Origin of the sequence: Youhaiella tibetensis, assembly GCF_008000755.1 — a bacterium.
Lineage (GTDB): Bacteria > Pseudomonadota > Alphaproteobacteria > Rhizobiales > Devosiaceae > Paradevosia > Paradevosia tibetensis.
Map to the genome: position 1 here is coordinate 953,850 of NZ_CP041690.1, position 17,631 is coordinate 971,480.

Sequence of the window (17,631 nt, forward strand, 5' to 3'; positions counted from 1 at the left end):
TTTCCTACCCTTATAGGCGATTGCCGATCACGAGAGGCGTGGCCGCCGTGTCAAACCTTTCTCCTTGCACTCAAATGCGTAGCAAGAATGACCGGCACCAGCCCCGCCAGCACGATGGCGAGAGCGGGCAGGGCCGCGTCGGCAAAGAGCGCGGCATTGGCCTTGGCATAGACCTGGGTCGATAGCGTCTCGACGCCCAGCGGACGCAGCAGGAGCGTTGCCGGCAGCTCCTTGATGATCTCAACGAAGACCAGCGTCGCCGCAGAAAGCAGGGCCGGCGCCAGGGTCGGCAGATCGACCCGCACGAGCAGGTCGATGCCCTTGGCCCCCAGCACGCGCCCGGCATCGAGCATGGACTGTCCGCGCTTCTTGATGGCGGCATCGAGCGTGGAATGGCTGACCGCAAGGAAGCGGATGGCATAGACGTAGAGCAGGGCAATGGCCGAGCCGGAAAGCACGAGCCCCGGCATCCAGTCGAAGGCCCAGCGCGTGAAGTAATTGAGCCAGCGGTCGCCCAGGCCCAGCGGCTGGAGCAGACCCAGCGCCAGCACGGTGCCGGGCATGGCATAGCCAAGGGTAGCCAGCCGGATGACATTGCGCGCGGTCTTGCCGCCATTGCTCTTCTTGGCGGCGTAAAGCCCGATGGCCACGGTGATCAGCGCGCCGCCGGTCGCAAGCCCCACGGTGGTGGTAAGCGCGCCAAGGGTCGGCGCCAGATCGGCGACGCTGGCCTGGCGCAGCGACAGATCGAGCAACTGGAAGAACGGCACGCCGAACCCCGCGCCGAGCAGAACCAGGCAGAAGCCGAAGGCGATGGCGGCGCGCCCCCCGCGCAGCCGCTCGCGCGGCGGCGGGGTGCGGCTGTCGCGATGGGCGAGGTAGATGCGGTTGCGGCGGGCCCATTGCTCGGCGAGGATCAACACGCCGATGACCAGCACGATCATCACCGCCAGCTGGGCGGCGCCGCCGAAATTGCCGCGATTGATCCAGGTGGCGTAGATGACGGCGGTGAGGCTGTTGACGCCGAAATACTGCACTGCGCCCAGATCGTTGACCACCTCCATCATGGCGAGGGTCACACCTACGATGAGCGCCGGACGCGAGAGGGGCAGCACGATGGCGAAGAACGTGCGCAGGCCGCTGGCGCCCAACACGCGCGAGGCAGCGGTGACCGCTCCCGACTGCATGAGGAAGAAGGCGCGGCAGCTCGTATAGACGTAAGGGTAGAGCACCAGGCTCATCACCAGCACCGCCCCGCCATTGGAGCGGATATTGGGGAACCAGTATTCCTTGATGGTGCTGGCGCCGGTCAGCGCGCGTATCGCCTGCTGCACGGGCCCGGTGAAATCGAGGAACTCGGTATAGCAATAGGCCGCCAGGTAGGTGGGGACCGCCAGCGGCAGGATCAGGGCCCAATCGAAGAACCGCCGCAGCGGAAAGTCGAAATGCGTGGTGAGCCAGGCGGCGACGAGGCCGACGATGCCGGTGATGAGCCCCACGCTGACCATGAGCACCGCCGTCTCGCGGAAGGCCACGGGCAGCATCGAGGCTGCCAGCCCGTTGTCGCCGGAAAACCCGGCCATCACCGCGGCCCCGATCAACCACAGCAGCGGCAGGCCCATGATGAGGAGCAGCCCGAATGCGGAGAGCGGCACGCTGCGCAGCCTCGCGGCCAGCGATACGGCCTCACCTGGTTCGGAGGGAGTGATGGCGGGCCTCAGTTCTGCGGGCCGTCGTCGAACTTGAGCTCGTCCACCAGTGCGCTCGCCTCCTTGCGGTGGGCGGCGATCTCGGTCAGCGGCGTCTTGTCGGCCTTGAGCTCGCCCCAGCTCGCCACCAGCTCGGACGGCTCGACGCCGGCGACCACGGGGAACTCGTAGTTGCTGCTGGCATAGATGTGCTGGGCCTCGTCCGAGAGCAGGAATTCGACGAGCTTGTCGGCATTGTCCTTGTTGGGAGCGTATTTCGTGATGATGGCGCCCGAGACGTTGACCTGGGTGCCGTCGCCATCGGCGTCGGGGTAGATGATGCGCGCCGAGGCCGCCCATTCCTTCTGCTCGGGCTGGGCTTCGTTATTGAGCATCAGCCCCATGTAATAGGTGTTGCCGATCGCCAGGTCGCAGGTGCCCTGGAGGATCTGCTTGACCTGGTCACGGTCGGCCCCGGTGGGCTTGCCGTTGAGGTTGTCGCGCACATGGGTCAGCCAGTCGCGCGTCTTGTCGACGCCCCAATGGGCGATGCGCGTGGCGATGAGCCCGATATTGTAGACATGCTGCCCCGAACGGGTGCAGAGGCGCCCCTTCCATTCCGGCTTGGCGATATCCTCGTAGGTGAGGGCGGTTTCGGTGACGCGATCCTTGCTGGCGTAGAAGACGCGCGCACGCAGGGAGAGCGCCACCCACTGCCCGTCCGGATCCTGATAGGCGGCCGGCACGCGGGCCAGCGCCTCGGCGGGAATGGCCTGGGAGACACCCAGGTCCTTGGCATTGGCGAGATTGCCGATATCGACGGTGACGATGACGTCGGCGGGCGAGAGCTCGCCCTCGGCCGCCACGCGCTCGATGAGGCCGTCGCCGGCAAACAGCACATTGGTCTTGATACCGGTTTCCTGGCTGAACAGATCGAGCAGCGGCTGGATCAGGCCCGGTTCGCGATAGCTGTAGACGTTGACCACGCCGCTCTGGGCACACACGGGCGTGGCGGCGATGAGAGCCAGCAGGCCAAGGGCGGTGGCGAAGGTCTTCATGACGCGCTCCGTTTGAGACGCCGATCCGGTCGGCGACCCGTTCTGCAAATTGTGACGTGAGGTGTCAAGAAATACCCTCAGGGGGCGGGATCGGCCTCGTCGGCGGGCGCGGGCAGGGCGTCCCGGGTGACCAGCTCGCGCGGAATGAGCAGCGAGAAGATGGTGCCCACGCTCCCCGCCGGATCGACCGAAAGCGAGCAGGCGTTGACCGCCAGCAGCGAGCGCGTCAGGGCCAGCCCGACGGTCGAACGGATGGGCGTGAGGGTTTCGCCATCCTTGCTGACCCCGTCGCGGAAGACGACGAAGCGCTCGGACTGGTCGACATGGCGGTTGGCGCTGTCGCGCACATGGACGGAAATCGACCCGTCGTCCTCGAGCTGGGACGAAAGCACCACCGCGCCGCCAACCGGGGTCTGGTCGATGGCGCTGGCCAGAAGGTTGAGCACGGCCTGCCCCAGCGAAGCCCGGTCGGCGCGGATGCGGGGCAGGCGCTCCGAAATGGCCGAACGCACCAAGACGCGCGCGCCATTGGCCTGGCCGCGCACGCGGATGACGCAGGATTCGAGGAGCGCTCCGAGATCGACATCGGAAGGACGCGGCGCATAGCGCCCGTCGCGCAGGCGCGTGAAATCGTCCAACTCGTCGACGAGCGCGGTTATCTCCTGGCCGGCGGTCTTGATGTCGAGCGCATATTCGCGATAGCGCGGATTGCCGATCTCGCCGAACGCGGCCGAACCGATGAGATCGGAAAAGCCGATGATGGTGTTGAGCGGCCGGCGCAGGCCGCGGCTGAGCCGGCCGAGCAGAGCCGGATCGCTGTCGCCGCCCTTGGGCGTCGGCAGGGTGCTCGCGCCCTCGCGCCGACGCACGAAGCCGAAATAACCCGTGACGATGCCCGCCTGGCCCTGGGCGAACAGCATGACCTCGACGCCCGGTTCGATGCCGCGTGCCACCAGCACCGGCCGTGCCGTCTCGGCGAACCGCGCGGGGCGCTCGAGGAAGGCCTGGAGTGCCGGGTGGTCTTGGCGATCGATGATCGCGGTCAGCGGCCTGCCGACCAGCTGTTCGGTGCCGCGTTGCAGGGCGACCAGCGCGTGGGGCGTCGCCCCGCTGATGACGCCGGCGCGGTTGGCTTCGACAAAGCCGTCCTCGCGCGTTTCCGCCAGCATTTCGGCAAAGGCGCGCACCGCGCCCTCGTGGCCGGTTCGCACCTCGGTGGCGCTGGCCGAGAGCATGAGCGCCGGGCGCCCCTGCCAGGAAATAGACTGCAGGCGCGCGGTGACCGGCACGAGCGTGCCGTCGCGCTGCACCAGATGGTTGACCGGGCCGGATTCGGGCTGCTCGTCGCTGGCGGCCGGGAAGATCGAGGCGAGCCCGGCATTGCGCAGGCTCTCCACCGAATCGTAGCCGATCATCTCGGTGATGGCGCGGTTGGCGAACAGCACCTGCTGGTCGCGGAAGACCAGGATGCCGAGCGGGAGCCGGTTGAGCACCAGCGTTTCCCCGCCCAGGTTGACAAGCGAGCCGCTCGCGGCGGGCGTCGGGGAGGAGGCTGCGGGCGCCGCGGCGCCGTCACCCTCTATGATTTCCTCGATGGTGGTCCGCCGGCTCTGCGGCCCGAGTTCGCCGCTCACCCGGTCGTTGAGGATGCGCGAGAGCTCATCGAAATTGTAGCGCGACACACGCTCGACGGCCTCGGGATCGGCCACCGGCTCCTCGGCCTGCGGCGGGACGACGGGCTCCTCGGGCGGCGCGAGGTCTTCACCGGAGGCTTGTTCGATCTCAGCTGCGGCAAGCGACTCGTTGGGCGCCGCTTCGTCGGCGGGCAACTCATCGGCCTGAGCGCCCTCGGAAACCAAGGGCGTGAACCGGCGCGCGACGACGCGGACGAGGGCAGGGGACGCGGGCTCGGGTTCGGGTTCAGGCTCGACCGGCGCGACGTCTTCGCCTGCCTCCTCCTCGGAGGGCGGGAGCGGGGCGTAGAGCTCCTCGTCGTGGGAGAGTTTTTCGAAAAGGCCGCTGAGGCGGCCCGTCTCGGCGGGCGCGGGTTCGTGCACCTCGGGTTCTTCGGCCAGCTCGGGTTCCGGCTCGTCCGCGACCGGCGCGAATTCGGGCGCTTCGAGCGTGGCGCGCGCAGCCGCCTCGACCTCGGCCCATTCTGGATCGATACGGGTATCGACGGCGCTGTCGGGTAGCTCCTCTGGGCCGTCGGCCTCCGCCCAGGCCTCGAGCTCGGCTTCGGGCGCCGGTGGCTCCTCGGGCTCAGCTACCGGGACCGCCGGGGCGACGATGGCTTGCGGCGCCTCGGAGCGCTCGAGCACGATCAGCGTCTCGCCGGCCGGCCCGGCGGAATATTTGCCCGGCACATAGAGATGGCCATCGAGCGTGATCGAGCCGCCGCCTTCAACGGTCGCGAGTGCATCGCCCAGGTTGCTGGCCAGCGGCGAAGCGGCCACGACGCGCTGGTCGCGGTCGAGAACGAGATATTGCGAGCCCTGCGGCAGCCAGCGGCGGGTGACGTCGTCCGGCGTGGCCTCGGGCAGGAGCGTGGAATCGATGGGATCGACCGCCACGATCAGCAGCCCGTTCGACCCGTCGGCCAGTTGCAGCGGGGTCACCGCGCAGGTGGCCGAGATCGGCTTGTCGCCGGCCAGGAACTGGATGCGCGAGAGGCTGGAGCGCCCGGTCGTGCCCAGGCGGATCAATCGGGGTACCTGCCCCTTGATCGGCACCGGCGAAGCCAGCAGCTTGGGCCCGCTCTTCTTGATCTTGGCCAGGAACAGGCGTGCGGCGCCATTGCGCCACAGCAGCTCGGCACCGTCGCCGGACCATAGCCAAGCCGGCCGGGCATCCGCCCAGTGCTCCAAGACGCGGCGCGCCGTTGGCGATTTGATCCATTGACCGTCTGTCACGTCGCCAGCTCGAACTCTGCCGCATATGTACCGGATTGGCACAATCCTTACGCGGAACTTAACATAATTCCAAATATCGCGCCCTTGCGCGAGGGTCCAGCAGCGTGAGCTGCCCGGGTGTCACAATTGCCATCCATGGTTAAGCCAGGAGGGTTTTCCACGGCGTTAAATCGACGCTTGCCAGATCGAAAAACTCGCCCTATGTTCCGCCCGTTTTCAGAGCCTGGCTCCACGCTGGGGTCTCGGCGCCCCGGCGCCACCGAGCTCTGAACATGGCGTGCCGCCTTAGCTCAGCTGGTTAGAGCACTAGATTGTGGATCTAGGGGTCTCCCGTTCGAACCGGGAAGGCGGTACCACCTCCCCCTCTTCAGTGTTATTTTGATACGCGTAGCTGCGAGATCGTCTCGGCGATGTTCCGGAACGCGTCCAGAAGCTGCGCATCGTTGCTTGCCAGGAAGAAGTGCTCCGAACTCGTCGCGCAATTGCGCATCAGATTCTGGGTGGTGGTGTCGTTGTCGATATCGAAGCCGACCGTGAAGACGGTCACTTCCTTCTTCATCTCGGTGCACAGCTTGGTTGCCTGCGTCCAGGCGCTTCCGTTCGGAGCATTGCAGCTGTTTTTGACGCTGTTGTTGCCGTTGGTCGCGTCCCTGCTCAGGACGGCATCGCAGTACATCGTGTTAAACGCGCCGTCCGTCATCAGGATTACGAACTTGCGCAGGTTCTCGGCATCGTAGGCGCCGGGCTTGCTGGCGGCGGGAAGCATGTTCGAGAAATTGGGCGAGACCATGTACCACGCCCATGCCAGCCCGAGATGGCCGGCGGTGGCGCCTTGGGCTGGCAGCGAATCTGCCGTGTCGTGCAGCGCGGTCTTGTCGGTGGTCAGCGGTACGATGGGCACCGTGACGCACGGGGCCGTCGAGCTCGGATAGTTCGGATTCAGCAGCGCCGTGCTCGGCGAAGCATCGGTGAAGGCATAGCTCGTGCGTTCGGTGGCGCAGGTGCTGATCTGCCAAACGACCCAATCGCCCGAGGCGCGCTTGAAGTAGTAATACTCGCACCCGAGCATGGCGCAGTAGGCATCACCCCCGGAACTGTAAGATTGATAGGTCGTCTTGGTGGGCGGACTGACCGAGTTGGACGCGATGGTGGTGGGATTGGTGCCATCTAGCGAAAAGGCATTTCCCGACTGCTGGGTGATTGCGTAGGCCGAGTTGCTGATCTTCGACGTGCCGCCAACGCTTTTCAGATAGACGTTGATCCCGGTCGCAAAGCCATGCGCGACGCTGGTCGTGACGTTGATTTCGCAGCCCGACGTTTTGCACGCGGTGACCGTCCCCCCTGAACTGTAGTTCGAGTAACTTGAGGAACTGACGTTGGCGCCCGCCGTCGTCTGCAGCGTAAACGTGTTGGCGTCGATGCGAGTGACCCGGTAGGCTTTCTTGTTGAGCTGGGTCATGCCCGCGACGTCGTCGATCCAGACCGTGTCGCCTGTACTCAGGCCGTGACCGGCTGACGTCACCTTGGCAGGATTGGCCTTTGTCACTGCGGTTATGTTGGTGCCCGCCCGCTTCGCCCACGCCACCCCGTTGATCGGCTTGGCGCTGTCCACGGGGCCGCGCGCGGCGTCCGCATAGATGCCCGGGTTAACCGTGGCGGAATAGGGTACGAGAGCGAGCTTGGAATAGGTCGGGGTCTGTACGTCCTTGACGACGATGTCGATCAGCTCGTTGGTCGCATCACGCAAGGCCTTGATCTTGCTGCCCCCCATCGAGCCCGTGGTATCGAGGGCCAACGCAACCTCGATATTGGTGGCGCCGCGCGTGGCTTCCGACAGGAGAGACGCGGTGAGGGAATTGACCCCGACCAGCTTCACGAAAAGCGTATCGATCTTCACGTAAGCCTGGAGCTGCAATGTCCCCAGGGTCTGATTGAAGGTTGCCGAAGTCACATGGGCCTCGATAGCGCTATCGGCGATGCGCTCGAGAACAAGGCTATCCGCCGTGGCCTTTATCTGGCTTTCCGTATCGGTATAAATCTTTGGCTGCAGCGCCAGGGCGGCGGCGTCGAGGGCGACCTGGGCGCGGGTCTTGGCCTGTTGCACCGAGACGTAGTCGACCACCGCGCCCGAGAAGGCGACGATCACGATGGCCATCACGGCAAAGATCACGCCGAAGACGCCCCGTTCGTCGGCGCCGAAGCGACCGACCAGCTTGAGGAAATTGCGCACGACCAGGCCCCAATAGTATTTGGGGCCGCACAGTGCCTGAAATTCCTAACTAAAGCACAATCACCTTCGTGCCAATTTGCACGCGACTGAACAGATCCATCACATCGTCATTGGTCATGCGGATGCAGCCGGAGGACACATCGCCCCCGATGGTCCAGGGCTCGTTGGTGCCGTGGATGCGGTAAAGGGTCGAGCCGATATAGAGCGCCCGGGCGCCGAGCGGATTTTTGACGCCGCCCGCCATGTGGCGCGGCAGGTCGGGACGGCGCTTGAGCATCTCGGCCGGCGGCGTCCAGTCGGGCCACTCGCGCTTGTTGGTGATGCGATGGGTGCCGGACCACTCGAAACCCGTCTTGGCCGTGCCGATGCCGTAGCGCAGCGCCTTGCCGGCCCCCAGCACGAAATAGAGGAAGTGCTGGTTGGTATCCACGATGATGGTGCCGGCATGCTCGTTCGAGGAGATGCGCACGACCTGGCGCAGGAAGACCGGATTCATGCGGTAGCGCGACTGGAGCTGCAGGGCGTTGGAGGGCCGCCCGTTGACCAGCGTGATCCCCGGCGGCGGCGCGTAGACCCACGGATATTGCTGGATCTGGCCGGCAAAGGCATCGGCGGTCAGCGCGGCCGTAACGGCCAGCGCACACACGGCGGCGCGGGTGAAACGCAACATGAAAGGGCCCCCAAATCGATAAAATTTGACTCGATTGTGCCTACAATTCGCCAAGGGGCAGTGAAGCAAAGTGGTTTCCCAATCCTTGCCGGGCCATGTCAAAATCGGGTCGCTAAACGCCGATTCTCGACGGACTTATCCCGACCATGACCGACACTACCGATTCTCCCATCCGCTGCTTCTGGGCCTCCGCCGACGACGCGCTCTACCGGCACTATCACGATCGCGAGTGGGGCCGGCCGGTGACCGCCGATGCGCGCCTGTTCGAGAAGATCTGCCTGGAAGGCTTCCAGTCGGGCCTGGCCTGGATCACCGTGCTGCGCAAGCGCGAGCGTTTCCGCGAGGTGTTCCACGGCTTCGATATCGACAAGGTCGCGGCGATGACCGAGGAGGACGTCGAGCGGCTCCTGACCGATACCGGCATCATCCGCCACCGCGGCAAGATCGTCTCGACCATCAACAATGCTCGCCGGGCGCTGGAGCTGCGCAAGGAATTCGGCTCGCTCGCCCACTATTTCTGGCGCTTCGAGCCGCCCGCCGAGGAACTGCCGCCCCCCGGCACCGTGATGGCCCAAACCGAAGCCTCCAAGCGCATGAGCAAGGACCTGCGCAAGCGCGGCTTCAGCTTCGTGGGGCCGACGACGGCCTACGCCTTCATGCAGGCCATGGGCATGGTCAACGACCACGCGCCCGACTGCTTCTGCTATGGCGAGGTCGAGGCCGAGCGCCAGGCCTTCAAGCGCCCCGGCCGCTAGGCCAACCAGACAGAGTGTTGCTTTCGCACAACAATTGGCTCCGGCCGCGACAAGCGGCCGCATCTCCTGTTGGCAGCCCCTCACGAACGCGTTACAAGCGCATCGTCCAAAACGCAGCAAGGAGGCGTCTGATGACTAATCATATGCACTTCGAACATCGCTGCGCGCATGTCGGCATTTCGCTCTCGGCCTACCGAAGCAAATTCACCGCCTGACATCCCCGCTGATCGTTCAGCACCGGACACTTTCCAAGCCTAAAGAGACGACCTGACTGCCTTTGCGGGGACCATTGCGTCCTCGCCGTCACCACCCGTCTCTCATTTTCAACCTGACCAGGAGCCGGTCCGCGTCAATGCGGCCCGGAACACAAATGTCGATTCAAGACGTCAAGGCACGCTCCTTCGTGCCTGCGGTGCCCCGCCGGGCTTCCGCCGACACGAGGGGATTCCTCCAACGGCTCTTCGCCTGGTGGCGGCTACCGCCCGCGGTTCCCGAGCATCTGCGCGAAGATGTGGGGCTGCCCCCCACCGAAAGATCGATCTTCGACTTTCCGCTCATCGATCTCAGCCGCTCCAGCCGTCGCAAGGACGACTGGATGAACTAGGGGCCCAGCCCCCTCCGTCCCGACCAACAAGGAATGAAGACATGACCATTCACCAGCTCAAGCCCAATGCCACCCTCACCCTCCAGGCCCCCTTCGAGGAGACCGCCCGCGGCGGCAGGCTGCTGTCAGCCCTGCTTTCGTGGTGGCGCTACCGGGTGAGGCCGCCCTTAGTCCCCGCGCGCCTGCGCGAGGACCTGGGCCTGCCGCCCGATCCCGACATGAGCGACTATGACGGCGTGCCGATCATCAAGCCGCTCCTGCTCGTGCTCTGGCGCGCCTGAGCCAACGGGCTCCCCGGCTTTTCGGGGAGCCCCACGCTTGCCCAACACCCCCCAATCCGCTACGTACACCCCCGACTTTCCCGGACCTTTTTGACATGACCGACAAATCCAAGCTGATCGTGCCGCGGCTGCCGCGCGGCTTCGAGGATCGCACGCCCGCCGACATCGCGGCGACCGACGCCATGATCGCCAGGATCAAGGCGGTCTATCAGCGCTATGGCTTCGATCCGGTCGAAACGCCTCTTTTCGAATACACCGAGACGCTGGGGAAGTTCCTGCCCGATACGGACCGGCCCAATGCCGGCGTGTTCTCGCTCCAGGACGATGACGAACAATGGATGAGCCTGCGCTACGACCTGACGGCGCCGCTCGCCCGCTATTTCGCCGAAAACTACGACAGGCTGCCCAAGCCGTTCCGCTCGTACCGGGCGGGCTACGTGTTCCGCAACGAGAAGCCCGGCCCCGGCCGCTTCCGCCAGTTCATGCAGTTCGACGCCGACACGGTCGGCGCCGCCGGCGCGGAATCGGATGCCGAGATGTGCATGATGATGGCCGACACCATGGATGCCCTGGGGCTCGCCGGGAAGTATGTGGTCAAGGTCAATAACCGCAAGGTGCTCGACGGCGTGCTGGAGAGCATAGGCCTGGGCAAGGCCGACCCCGACAAGAGCCTTATCGTGCTGCGCGCCATCGACAAGCTCGATCGCCTCGGCCCCGATGGCGTGCGCGCGCTGCTCGGCAAGGGCCGCGAGGACGAGAGCGGCGACTTCACCAAGGGTGCCGGGCTCGACGACGAACAGATTTCGCGCGTCCTTGCCTATACTTCGGCGGAAGGGGAGGGCGATCCGCTCTTTACCGACCTCATCAAGCTGGTTTCCGAGAACGCCACGGGGCTTGCCGGCGTCGAGGAACTGCGCGCCATGGCGGCGCTTTTCGCTTCGGCGGGCTACGGACCCGACCGCATCAAGATCGATCCGTCGGTGGTCCGTGGCCTCGAATACTATACCGGCCCGGTCTTCGAGATCGAATTGACCTTTGCCGTCACCAATGAGAAGGGCCAGAAGGTGGTGTTCGGCTCGGTGGGGGGCGGTGGCCGCTATGACGGGCTGGTGTCGCGCTTCCGCGCGGAGCCGGTTCCGGCGACGGGTTTTTCCATCGGCGTATCGCGCCTGGCCAATGCCCTCAAGCTCACGGGCAACCTGCAGTCCGAGGCCGTGCGCGGCCCGGTGGTGGTGCTGGTGATGGATCGCGACCAGACGGCGCGCTACCAGGCCATGGTTTCCGAACTGCGCAATGCCGGCATCCGCGCCGAAATGTACCTCGGTTCCTCGGGCATGAACGCGCAGATGAAATACGCCAATCGGCGCAACGCCCCGGCCGTGGTCATCGAGGGCTCCAATGAGCGCGCCGAGGGCATGGTCACCATCAAGGACATGGTGGCGGGCGCCGAGGCGGCCAAGGAATTCACCTCCAATGCCGAAATGAAGGCGGCGCGCCCGGCCCAGGTCAACGTGCCGCGCGCCGGCCTCGTCGACGCCATCAAGGACATGCTGGCGTGACCACCTCGTCCGAGCGGCTGGCTGCCCTTGCCGCGCTGGTCGAGGGCGAAGGGGTGACGCGCGTCGCCCCGCCGCTGCTGCTGCCGGCCGGCCCCTATTTCGACCTGGCGGGCGAAGAATTCGGGCGGCGCCTGCTGCTGACGACGGGCGGGGACGGCACCGAATTCTGCCTGCGGCCCGACTTCACGCTTCCCATCGTCACCGACTATCTCGAGAGTGAAGCGGCCGGAAAGCCGGCGGCCTTCGGCTATCTCGGACCGATCTTCCGCCAGCGGCGCACGGGCGTGATCGAATTCGACCAGGCCGGCCTGGAACTCCTGGCCCAGCCCGATGCCGACGTGGCGCTCGATCGCGTGTTCGGCTTTGCCCGCCAGACGCTCGAGATCTTCAACGTCCGTCATGCCGTGGTGCGACTGGGCGGCGTCGGCCTTTTCGAGGCGCTGCTGGCCGGGCTCGACATGCCCGACGTCTGGCGCCCGCGCATCCGCAACCGGTTCGGCCATGCCGAGGCGCTCGAACGCTTGCTGACGCGCCTGGCGACCCAGGCCAACGGCAAGGCGGAGACGCCCGACCGCGCTACGCTGATCGAACAGGTTACCGAGCAGATGCTGGCGGCTGGCCTCAGCCTCACCGAGGGGCGTGGCCCCGAGGAAATCGCCGACCGCTATCTCGAGCAACAGGCGCTCGACGCCGCGCTGGTGCCCGGGGCGACGCTCGAGCTGCTGCGCAGCTATCTCGCCATTACCGGGGAGGCCGAAGAAGCGCTGGCGGCGGTCGAGGCCCTGGCCGGGCGCGCCGGCATCGATCTTTCGGCTCGGCTCGGCACGCTGCGCCGTCATCTCAACGCGTTCGGACCGGCCGCGCCCGTCACGTTCGACGCTGCCTTCTCCCCGCGCCTCGACTACTATACCGGCGTGGTGTTCGAGATGACCGGGCAGGGCGGGCACGTGCTCGCCTCGGGCGGACAGTATGACCGGCTGCTCGAGCGCCTGGGCGCCACGTCGCGGATCGCCGCGTCCGGCTGCGCGGTGTGGGTGGATCGACTGGAGCGGGAGGCGCTGGCATGAGCGGCATCACGCTGGCCGTGCCCTCCAAGGGACGGCTTGAGGAAGTCACGCGCGAAACCTTCGCCAGGGCCGGGTTGACCATCACCCGGCCGGGCGGCGCGCGCTCCTATCTCGGGGCGCTCGAAGGCGTCGACGGGGTGACGGTGCGCTTCTACCCGGCCGGGGAGATCGCGCGCGAGCTCATCCGCGGCGCCATCGATATCGGGGTGACCGGCATCGACCTCATCCACGAGACGGCCGAGCATGGGCCGGAAAGCGTGGTCATCGCCAAGCCGCTCGGCTTCGGCAATGCCGACGTGGTGGTGGCGGTGCCCGATCCCTGGATCGACGTGACGCAGATGCACGATCTGTCGGACGTCGCCTCGGACTTCCGGGCGCGGCACGGCCGCTGGCTGCGGATCGCGACCAAGTACGTGAACGTGACGCGGCGCCATTTCGCGGCGCACGGGATTGCCGAATACCGCATCGTGGAAAGCCTCGGCGCGACCGAAGCGGCGCCGGCAGCGGGCGTGGCCGACATCATCGTGGACATCACCTCCTCGGGCTCGACGCTGGCGGCCAACCAACTGCGGATTCTGGAGGATGGCGTCATCCTCAAGAGCGAGGCGGCGCTGATCGTGAGCAAGACCGCCGACTGGGATGCGCAGCGCCTGGCGCTGGTCGGGCAGGTGCTGACCCGGCTTGGGGCCGAAGGGGCGCTGGCGCAGATCTAGGGGCAACCCAGACCTGTCGGGTGGCCACCCCCACCCTTGTTCCCTCCCCACAAGGGGGAGGGAGACCTGCTGGCTCTGCCCAAAGGCTTACCAACCCCGGACCTGCTAGCTCGATCTCGCCCCAAGGCTTCCCTCCCTTGTGGGGAGGGATCGAGGGTGGGGGTGAGCCGGCGGCTCCGTGCGCTCGGGCTGGGGAGCGGGTTTACGCAATTCTTGAACCAATTTGCGGCTAGAACGCTCTGACCGAAACCGGACAGGATGCACCGGCGTGCCACGAGCCATCGAACTCTCCATTTTGATGCCCTGCCTCAACGAGGCCGAAACGCTTGCCGTGTGCATCCGCAAGGCGCGCGGGTTCCTCGAGCGGGCGGGCGTGGAGGGTGAGATCGTGGTGGCCGACAACGGCTCGAGCGATGGCAGCCAGGAGATTGCGCTCGCCAATGGCGCCCGGCTGGTAAGGGTCGAGACCAAGGGTTACGGCGCCGCGCTCGCCGGCGGCATCGCGGCGGCACAGGGGCGCTTCGTCATCATGGGCGACGCCGACGACAGCTATGATTTCGAGAACCTGGGTCCGTTCCTCGCCAAGCTGCGCGAGGGCAACAAGCTGGTGATGGGCAACCGCTTCAAGGGCGGCATCAAGGACGGCGCCATGCCGCCGCTGCACCGCTATCTCGGCAACCCGGTGCTCTCCTTCGTCGGGCGCCTGTTCTTCGGCTCGCACATCGGGGATTTCCATTGCGGGCTGCGCGGTTTCGATCGGCAGGCCATCCTCGATCTCAACCTGCGCACCACCGGCATGGAATTCGCCTCCGAAATGGTGGTCAAGGCCACCCAGGCCAAGCTCCCCATCGCCGAGGTGCCGACGACGCTTTCGCCCGACGGACGCTCGCGCCGCCCGCACCTGCGCTCGTTCCGGGACGGCTGGCGGCACCTGCGTTTCCTGCTGCTGTTCTCGCCGCGCTGGCTCTTTCTCTATCCCGGGCTGGCCCTGCTGCTGGTGGGTATCGTGCTGGGCGGGGTGCTGCTGGGCGGGCCGGTGCACATCACCCGGACCATCGAGATCGACATCCACACCTTCCTGATGGCCGCCATGTTCATCATCGTGGGGCTGCAGGCGATATCCTTCGCCCTCATCGGCCGGCGCTTCGCCTCGCGCTATGGGTTCATCCCCAAATCGAACTTCGACGGCGTGCTCGAGGCGCTCACGCTCGAGCGCATCCTGCTGGCGGCGGTGCTGCTGATCGGCCTGGGGGTGGGCACGCTCATCTGGGGCGTCTCGGTCTGGGCCTCGCGCGACTTCGGTCCGCTCGATGCCAACTCCTCGATGCGCTACATGATCCTGGCCATGACGGCGCTGGTCTCGGGCCTGCAACTGGGCATGTCCGGCTTCATGTCGTCCATGATCAACATTCCTCTTTACGAGCGGCGTGTAACCGAGTTACCGCCCCCGGACGACCCGATGTCGCGCCGCCGCGACCTACCCAAGAAGAAGCCCTGAATTTGGAACCCCTGACCCTTCTCGCCCTGGCCGGTGTCGGCCTAGCCGCCGGCTTTGTCGATGCGATTGCGGGAGGGGGCGGAATGCTCTCGGTGCCGGCACTGCTGTCGGCGGGCCTGCCACCGGTGGCCGCGCTCGCCACCAACAAGATGCAATCCATCATCGGCACGACGATGGCGGCGACCACCTATTGGCGCAAGGGCATGGTGTCGCTGCGCGCGCTGGTGCCGGCGATCCTGCTCACCATGGCCGGGAGCCTTTTCGGCGCCCTCACCGTCAAGCATATCGACACCAGCGCCCTCAACGTGGCCGTCCCCATCGCGCTCATCGCCATTGCGGGCTACTTCATGTTCGCCCCGCGCCTCACCGATGCCGACCGCGCGGCGCGGCTGAGCTTTCCCATCTACGTGCCGATCGTGGGCATGGTGGTGGGGTTCTACGACGGCCTGTTCGGGCCCGGCACCGGCTCGTTCCTCACCCTGGCGTTCGTGGCGCTGTTCGGCCTGGGCGTCACCCGTGCGGCGGGCAATACCAAGGTGCTCAACCTCGCCTCGAACTTCGGCGCCCTGCTGCTTTTCATCCCGTCGGGAGACGTGGTCTGGCAGGTGGCCATCGTCATGGCCATCGGGCAGATCGCGGGCGGCTACCTCGGCGCGCTGACCGGCATCAGGTTCGGCGCCCGGCTCATCCGCCCGCTCGTCGTCATCGTCTCGATCGCGATGGCGCTGCGGCTACTACTGGTCCACTAGCTCAGTTCGCCGTGCCGAAGGCGGCATCGATGGCGTCGCGCGTCTGCGGGCCGAAATTGCCGTCGACCTTACCGTCGTAATAGCCGTCCGCTGCCAGCAATTCCTGGACGCGCCGCAGGAAGTTGCGCGACACGTCCTTGTTGCGCGCGTCGCGCAGGTTGTCCTTGGCGGCCTTCACCCCGTGGGTGAGGGCGTAATAGGCCAGGTCCGCGGCCTTGTAGGTGTCCTTGGCCACGCCCTGCCCATAGACGTAGCGCAGCGAGAGCGCCCAATAGGCATCGGCATAGCCGCCATCGACCGCCTTCTGGTACCAGGAGACGGCCTCCTCGTAATCCTTCTCGACGCCCCGGCCATCCAGGTACATGTCGCCCATGTAATACTGGCCGCGCAGGTTGCCCTGGTCGGCGGCCTTGCGGTACCAGCCCACCGCCTCGGCATAATCCTTCTGGACCCCGCGCCCTTCCTCGTAGAGCGTGCCCATATTGACCATGGCGGTGTAAAAGCCCGCATCGGCCGCCTTGCGATACCACTCCATGGCGGTCTTGGGGTCTTCCTTGACCGACAGGCCCAGGTCATACATCAGCCCGACCATGTCGAGCCCGTAGCCATCGCCCTGTTCGGCGGCCTGGCTGTAGAGCTCGAAGGCCCGGTCGTAATCCTGCGCCACCCCGTTGCCGTCGTAATACTTGTCGGCTTCGTCCAGGAGATCGTCGACCGACACCTCGGCCTTGGCGGGCGGCGTCTGCGGAGCCTGCGGCTTGCTGGGCGTCTTATCCTTGCCGCTCGACGGAACGGAAACCGACATGGACGGGTTGGCATCCTTGCTCTTTTCGACGGCAAGGGCCGGTGACAGGACGAGTAGACATAGCGCCGAGGCGCTCAAGAACAGGCCGGTGCGAAACACGACAATCCCCCAAATGCTGCCCCACGCGGAGGATGCTATGGCAGATCGGGGGAAGTCAAATCGCTCATTGGCACTGTGACGGCAGGATCGCCTGCAACTCACCCGAGGCGGGCTTGAGTTCGCCCTTCTCGATATGCATGGGCACGAAGGGTGGTGTCGCCTGGATCTGCGGATTGGCCAGCCGCAACGTGTAGCAACCGGCATATTGCCTGTGCGTGCCGTCCCTGGACACGGCGTCTATGGCGACGGGGAGGGAGTAATAGGTGCTGCCCGCGGCGCCCTCGCTCGTCGAGCGGCCCATCAGGATATCGACGCTTTCGGTATCGGCGTAACCCTTGGCGAAGGCTTCGTAGCCGCCCACGCCCGAGTTCTCGCCGTAATAGGAATAGGCGCGCAGGTATTCGCTGCGATTGATGGCGTTGTAGAGCGAGTTGACCACCGCCTCGGGTGTCGAGCGGTCGTCGAGATAGGCCTCGTCCGCGCCGTCCTGCGAGAGGGCGGGCGCGGCCATTGCGACCAGCAACCCCAGCGCGAGGACGAGGCGCGCGTTCATGGCTCGAGGAAGGTGCGCAGGGCCGCGTTGATGCGATCCTGCCAGCCCGGGCCATCGTCCTGGAAGTGCTCGAGCACGTCGCGATCGAGGCGTAGCGACACCGTCTCCTTGCCGACGGGAATGGCATTTGCCTTGGGCGAAGCGTTCTCGACCGGCTTGGTGGTGGCGGCCTTGAACAGCGCCTCGGCCTGGTCGATGGCGCTGGTATGTCGTCTGGTGGGAGGGGCCATGGAGCGGCTTTCTCAATTGGCATTGCGCGCAAGGGTAGAGCAGCGGCGGCCACCGGGCCAGAGCGTTTTGAGCGGTGACAACGTGCCCACCCCGATTGACGGCGGACGGCGCGGCCTCTACCAGACGCGAGCCGAAAAAGAAGCGGCCGGTTGGTTACTC

16 protein-coding genes and 1 tRNA gene are annotated in these 17,631 nt (G+C 66.1%); 9 read left to right on the plus strand and 8 right to left on the minus strand.

The window, feature by feature from the left end; translation table 11 throughout:
* Nucleotides 1-50: 50 nt before the first annotated feature.
* The 3 genes from FNA67_RS04625 to FNA67_RS04635 all read right to left on the minus strand — a co-directional run bounded on the left by FNA67_RS04625 (nucleotide 51) and on the right by FNA67_RS04635 (nucleotide 5,658).
* The gene (locus FNA67_RS04625; RefSeq protein ID WP_082201835.1) at nucleotides 51-1,655 is read right to left on the minus strand and encodes an ABC transporter permease; all 1,605 of its coding nucleotides are present in this window, start codon (nucleotides 1,653-1,655) and stop codon (nucleotides 51-53) included.
* Nucleotides 1,656-1,717: 62 nt separating this feature from the next.
* A complete protein-coding gene (locus FNA67_RS04630; RefSeq protein WP_147655227.1) occupies nucleotides 1,718-2,746 on the minus strand; it encodes an extracellular solute-binding protein in 1,029 nt (342 codons plus the stop codon).
* Nucleotides 2,747-2,823: 77 nt separating this feature from the next.
* Entirely contained in the window at nucleotides 2,824-5,658 is a 2,835-nt protein-coding gene (locus FNA67_RS04635; protein WP_147655228.1) for a sensor histidine kinase, read from the minus strand.
* 279 nt (nucleotides 5,659-5,937) lie between these two features.
* Between FNA67_RS04635 and FNA67_RS04640 the strand changes: the two genes are divergently transcribed.
* Nucleotides 5,938-6,014: transfer RNA gene (locus tag FNA67_RS04640), tRNA-His, on the plus strand.
* Between the two features lie 17 nt (nucleotides 6,015-6,031).
* Here FNA67_RS04640 and FNA67_RS04645 read toward each other — a convergent pair.
* Both FNA67_RS04645 and FNA67_RS04650 read right to left on the minus strand, forming a co-directional pair.
* Nucleotides 6,032-7,888, minus strand: a complete 1,857-nt coding sequence (locus FNA67_RS04645; RefSeq protein WP_147655229.1) for a ubiquitin-activating E1 FCCH domain-containing protein — start codon at nucleotides 7,886-7,888, stop codon at nucleotides 6,032-6,034.
* Between the two features lie 49 nt (nucleotides 7,889-7,937).
* Nucleotides 7,938-8,558 (minus strand): L,D-transpeptidase, encoded by a 621-nt coding sequence (locus tag FNA67_RS04650; protein ID WP_147655230.1) that lies wholly within the window; start codon nucleotides 8,556-8,558, stop codon nucleotides 7,938-7,940.
* 146 nt (nucleotides 8,559-8,704) lie between these two features.
* Between FNA67_RS04650 and FNA67_RS04655 the strand changes: the two genes are divergently transcribed.
* The 8 genes from FNA67_RS04655 (at nucleotide 8,705) to FNA67_RS04690 (ending at nucleotide 15,784) form a co-directional block, all read left to right on the plus strand.
* Nucleotides 8,705-9,313 carry a DNA-3-methyladenine glycosylase I gene (locus tag FNA67_RS04655; protein ID WP_147655231.1) on the plus strand — a complete coding sequence of 203 codons (609 nt, stop codon included), beginning with the start codon at nucleotides 8,705-8,707 and terminating at the stop codon, nucleotides 9,311-9,313.
* Nucleotides 9,314-9,683: 370 nt separating this feature from the next.
* The gene (locus tag FNA67_RS04660; protein WP_049704129.1) at nucleotides 9,684-9,917 is read left to right on the plus strand and encodes a hypothetical protein; all 234 of its coding nucleotides are present in this window, start codon (nucleotides 9,684-9,686) and stop codon (nucleotides 9,915-9,917) included.
* Between the two features lie 41 nt (nucleotides 9,918-9,958).
* A complete protein-coding gene (locus tag FNA67_RS04665; RefSeq protein ID WP_147655232.1) occupies nucleotides 9,959-10,198 on the plus strand; it encodes a hypothetical protein in 240 nt (79 codons plus the stop codon).
* Between the two features lie 95 nt (nucleotides 10,199-10,293).
* Nucleotides 10,294-11,757 carry a histidine--tRNA ligase gene (hisS, locus tag FNA67_RS04670; RefSeq protein WP_147655233.1) on the plus strand — a complete coding sequence of 488 codons (1,464 nt, stop codon included), beginning with the start codon at nucleotides 10,294-10,296 and terminating at the stop codon, nucleotides 11,755-11,757.
* Nucleotides 11,754-12,824 (plus strand): ATP phosphoribosyltransferase regulatory subunit, encoded by a 1,071-nt coding sequence (locus FNA67_RS04675; RefSeq protein ID WP_170267209.1) that lies wholly within the window; start codon nucleotides 11,754-11,756, stop codon nucleotides 12,822-12,824. The genes hisS and FNA67_RS04675 overlap by 4 nt, the downstream gene beginning before the upstream one ends.
* Nucleotides 12,821-13,537 (plus strand): ATP phosphoribosyltransferase, encoded by a 717-nt coding sequence (gene hisG / locus FNA67_RS04680; RefSeq protein WP_147655235.1) that lies wholly within the window; start codon nucleotides 12,821-12,823, stop codon nucleotides 13,535-13,537. Before FNA67_RS04675 ends, hisG begins: the two co-directional genes overlap by 4 nt.
* A 268-nt stretch (nucleotides 13,538-13,805) precedes the next feature.
* Nucleotides 13,806-15,035 carry a glycosyltransferase family 2 protein gene (locus FNA67_RS04685; protein ID WP_244616466.1) on the plus strand — a complete coding sequence of 410 codons (1,230 nt, stop codon included), beginning with the start codon at nucleotides 13,806-13,808 and terminating at the stop codon, nucleotides 15,033-15,035.
* Nucleotides 15,036-15,037: 2 nt separating this feature from the next.
* Complete coding sequence (locus FNA67_RS04690; protein WP_049704134.1) at nucleotides 15,038-15,784, plus strand: TSUP family transporter; 747 nt, start codon at nucleotides 15,038-15,040, stop codon at nucleotides 15,782-15,784.
* A 1-nt stretch (nucleotide 15,785) separates the two neighbouring features.
* On the opposite strand, the gene FNA67_RS04695 is transcribed toward FNA67_RS04690, so the two are convergent.
* From FNA67_RS04695 to FNA67_RS04705, 3 genes are all read right to left on the minus strand, one after another.
* Nucleotides 15,786-16,688, minus strand: a complete 903-nt coding sequence (locus FNA67_RS04695) for a tetratricopeptide repeat protein (RefSeq protein WP_147655236.1) — start codon at nucleotides 16,686-16,688, stop codon at nucleotides 15,786-15,788.
* Between the two features lie 64 nt (nucleotides 16,689-16,752).
* Nucleotides 16,753-17,241 (minus strand): hypothetical protein, encoded by a 489-nt coding sequence (locus FNA67_RS04700; protein ID WP_147655237.1) that lies wholly within the window; start codon nucleotides 17,239-17,241, stop codon nucleotides 16,753-16,755.
* The gene (locus FNA67_RS04705; RefSeq protein WP_049704135.1) at nucleotides 17,238-17,471 is read right to left on the minus strand and encodes a BrnA antitoxin family protein; all 234 of its coding nucleotides are present in this window, start codon (nucleotides 17,469-17,471) and stop codon (nucleotides 17,238-17,240) included. Before FNA67_RS04705 ends, FNA67_RS04700 begins: the two co-directional genes overlap by 4 nt.
* Nucleotides 17,472-17,631 lie beyond the last annotated feature (160 nt).

Bases quoted from the DNA above. Each gene is read 5' to 3' on its own strand.
- FNA67_RS04630 (WP_147655227.1), bottom strand. From the start codon at position 2,746: ATGAAGACCTTCGCCACCGCCCTTGGCCTGCTGGCTCTCATCGCCGCC.
- FNA67_RS04650 (WP_147655230.1), bottom strand. From the start codon at position 8,558: ATGTTGCGTTTCACCCGCGCCGCCGTGTGTGCGCTGGCCGTTACGGCC.
- FNA67_RS04655 (WP_147655231.1), top strand. From the start codon at position 8,705: ATGACCGACACTACCGATTCTCCCATCCGCTGCTTCTGGGCCTCCGCC.
- FNA67_RS04660 (WP_049704129.1), top strand. From the start codon at position 9,684: ATGTCGATTCAAGACGTCAAGGCACGCTCCTTCGTGCCTGCGGTGCCC.
- FNA67_RS04665 (WP_147655232.1), top strand. From the start codon at position 9,959: ATGACCATTCACCAGCTCAAGCCCAATGCCACCCTCACCCTCCAGGCC.
- hisS (WP_147655233.1), top strand. From the start codon at position 10,294: ATGACCGACAAATCCAAGCTGATCGTGCCGCGGCTGCCGCGCGGCTTC.
- hisG (WP_147655235.1), top strand. From the start codon at position 12,821: ATGAGCGGCATCACGCTGGCCGTGCCCTCCAAGGGACGGCTTGAGGAA.
- FNA67_RS04700 (WP_147655237.1), bottom strand. From the start codon at position 17,241: ATGAACGCGCGCCTCGTCCTCGCGCTGGGGTTGCTGGTCGCAATGGCC.
- FNA67_RS04705 (WP_049704135.1), bottom strand. From the start codon at position 17,471: ATGGCCCCTCCCACCAGACGACATACCAGCGCCATCGACCAGGCCGAG.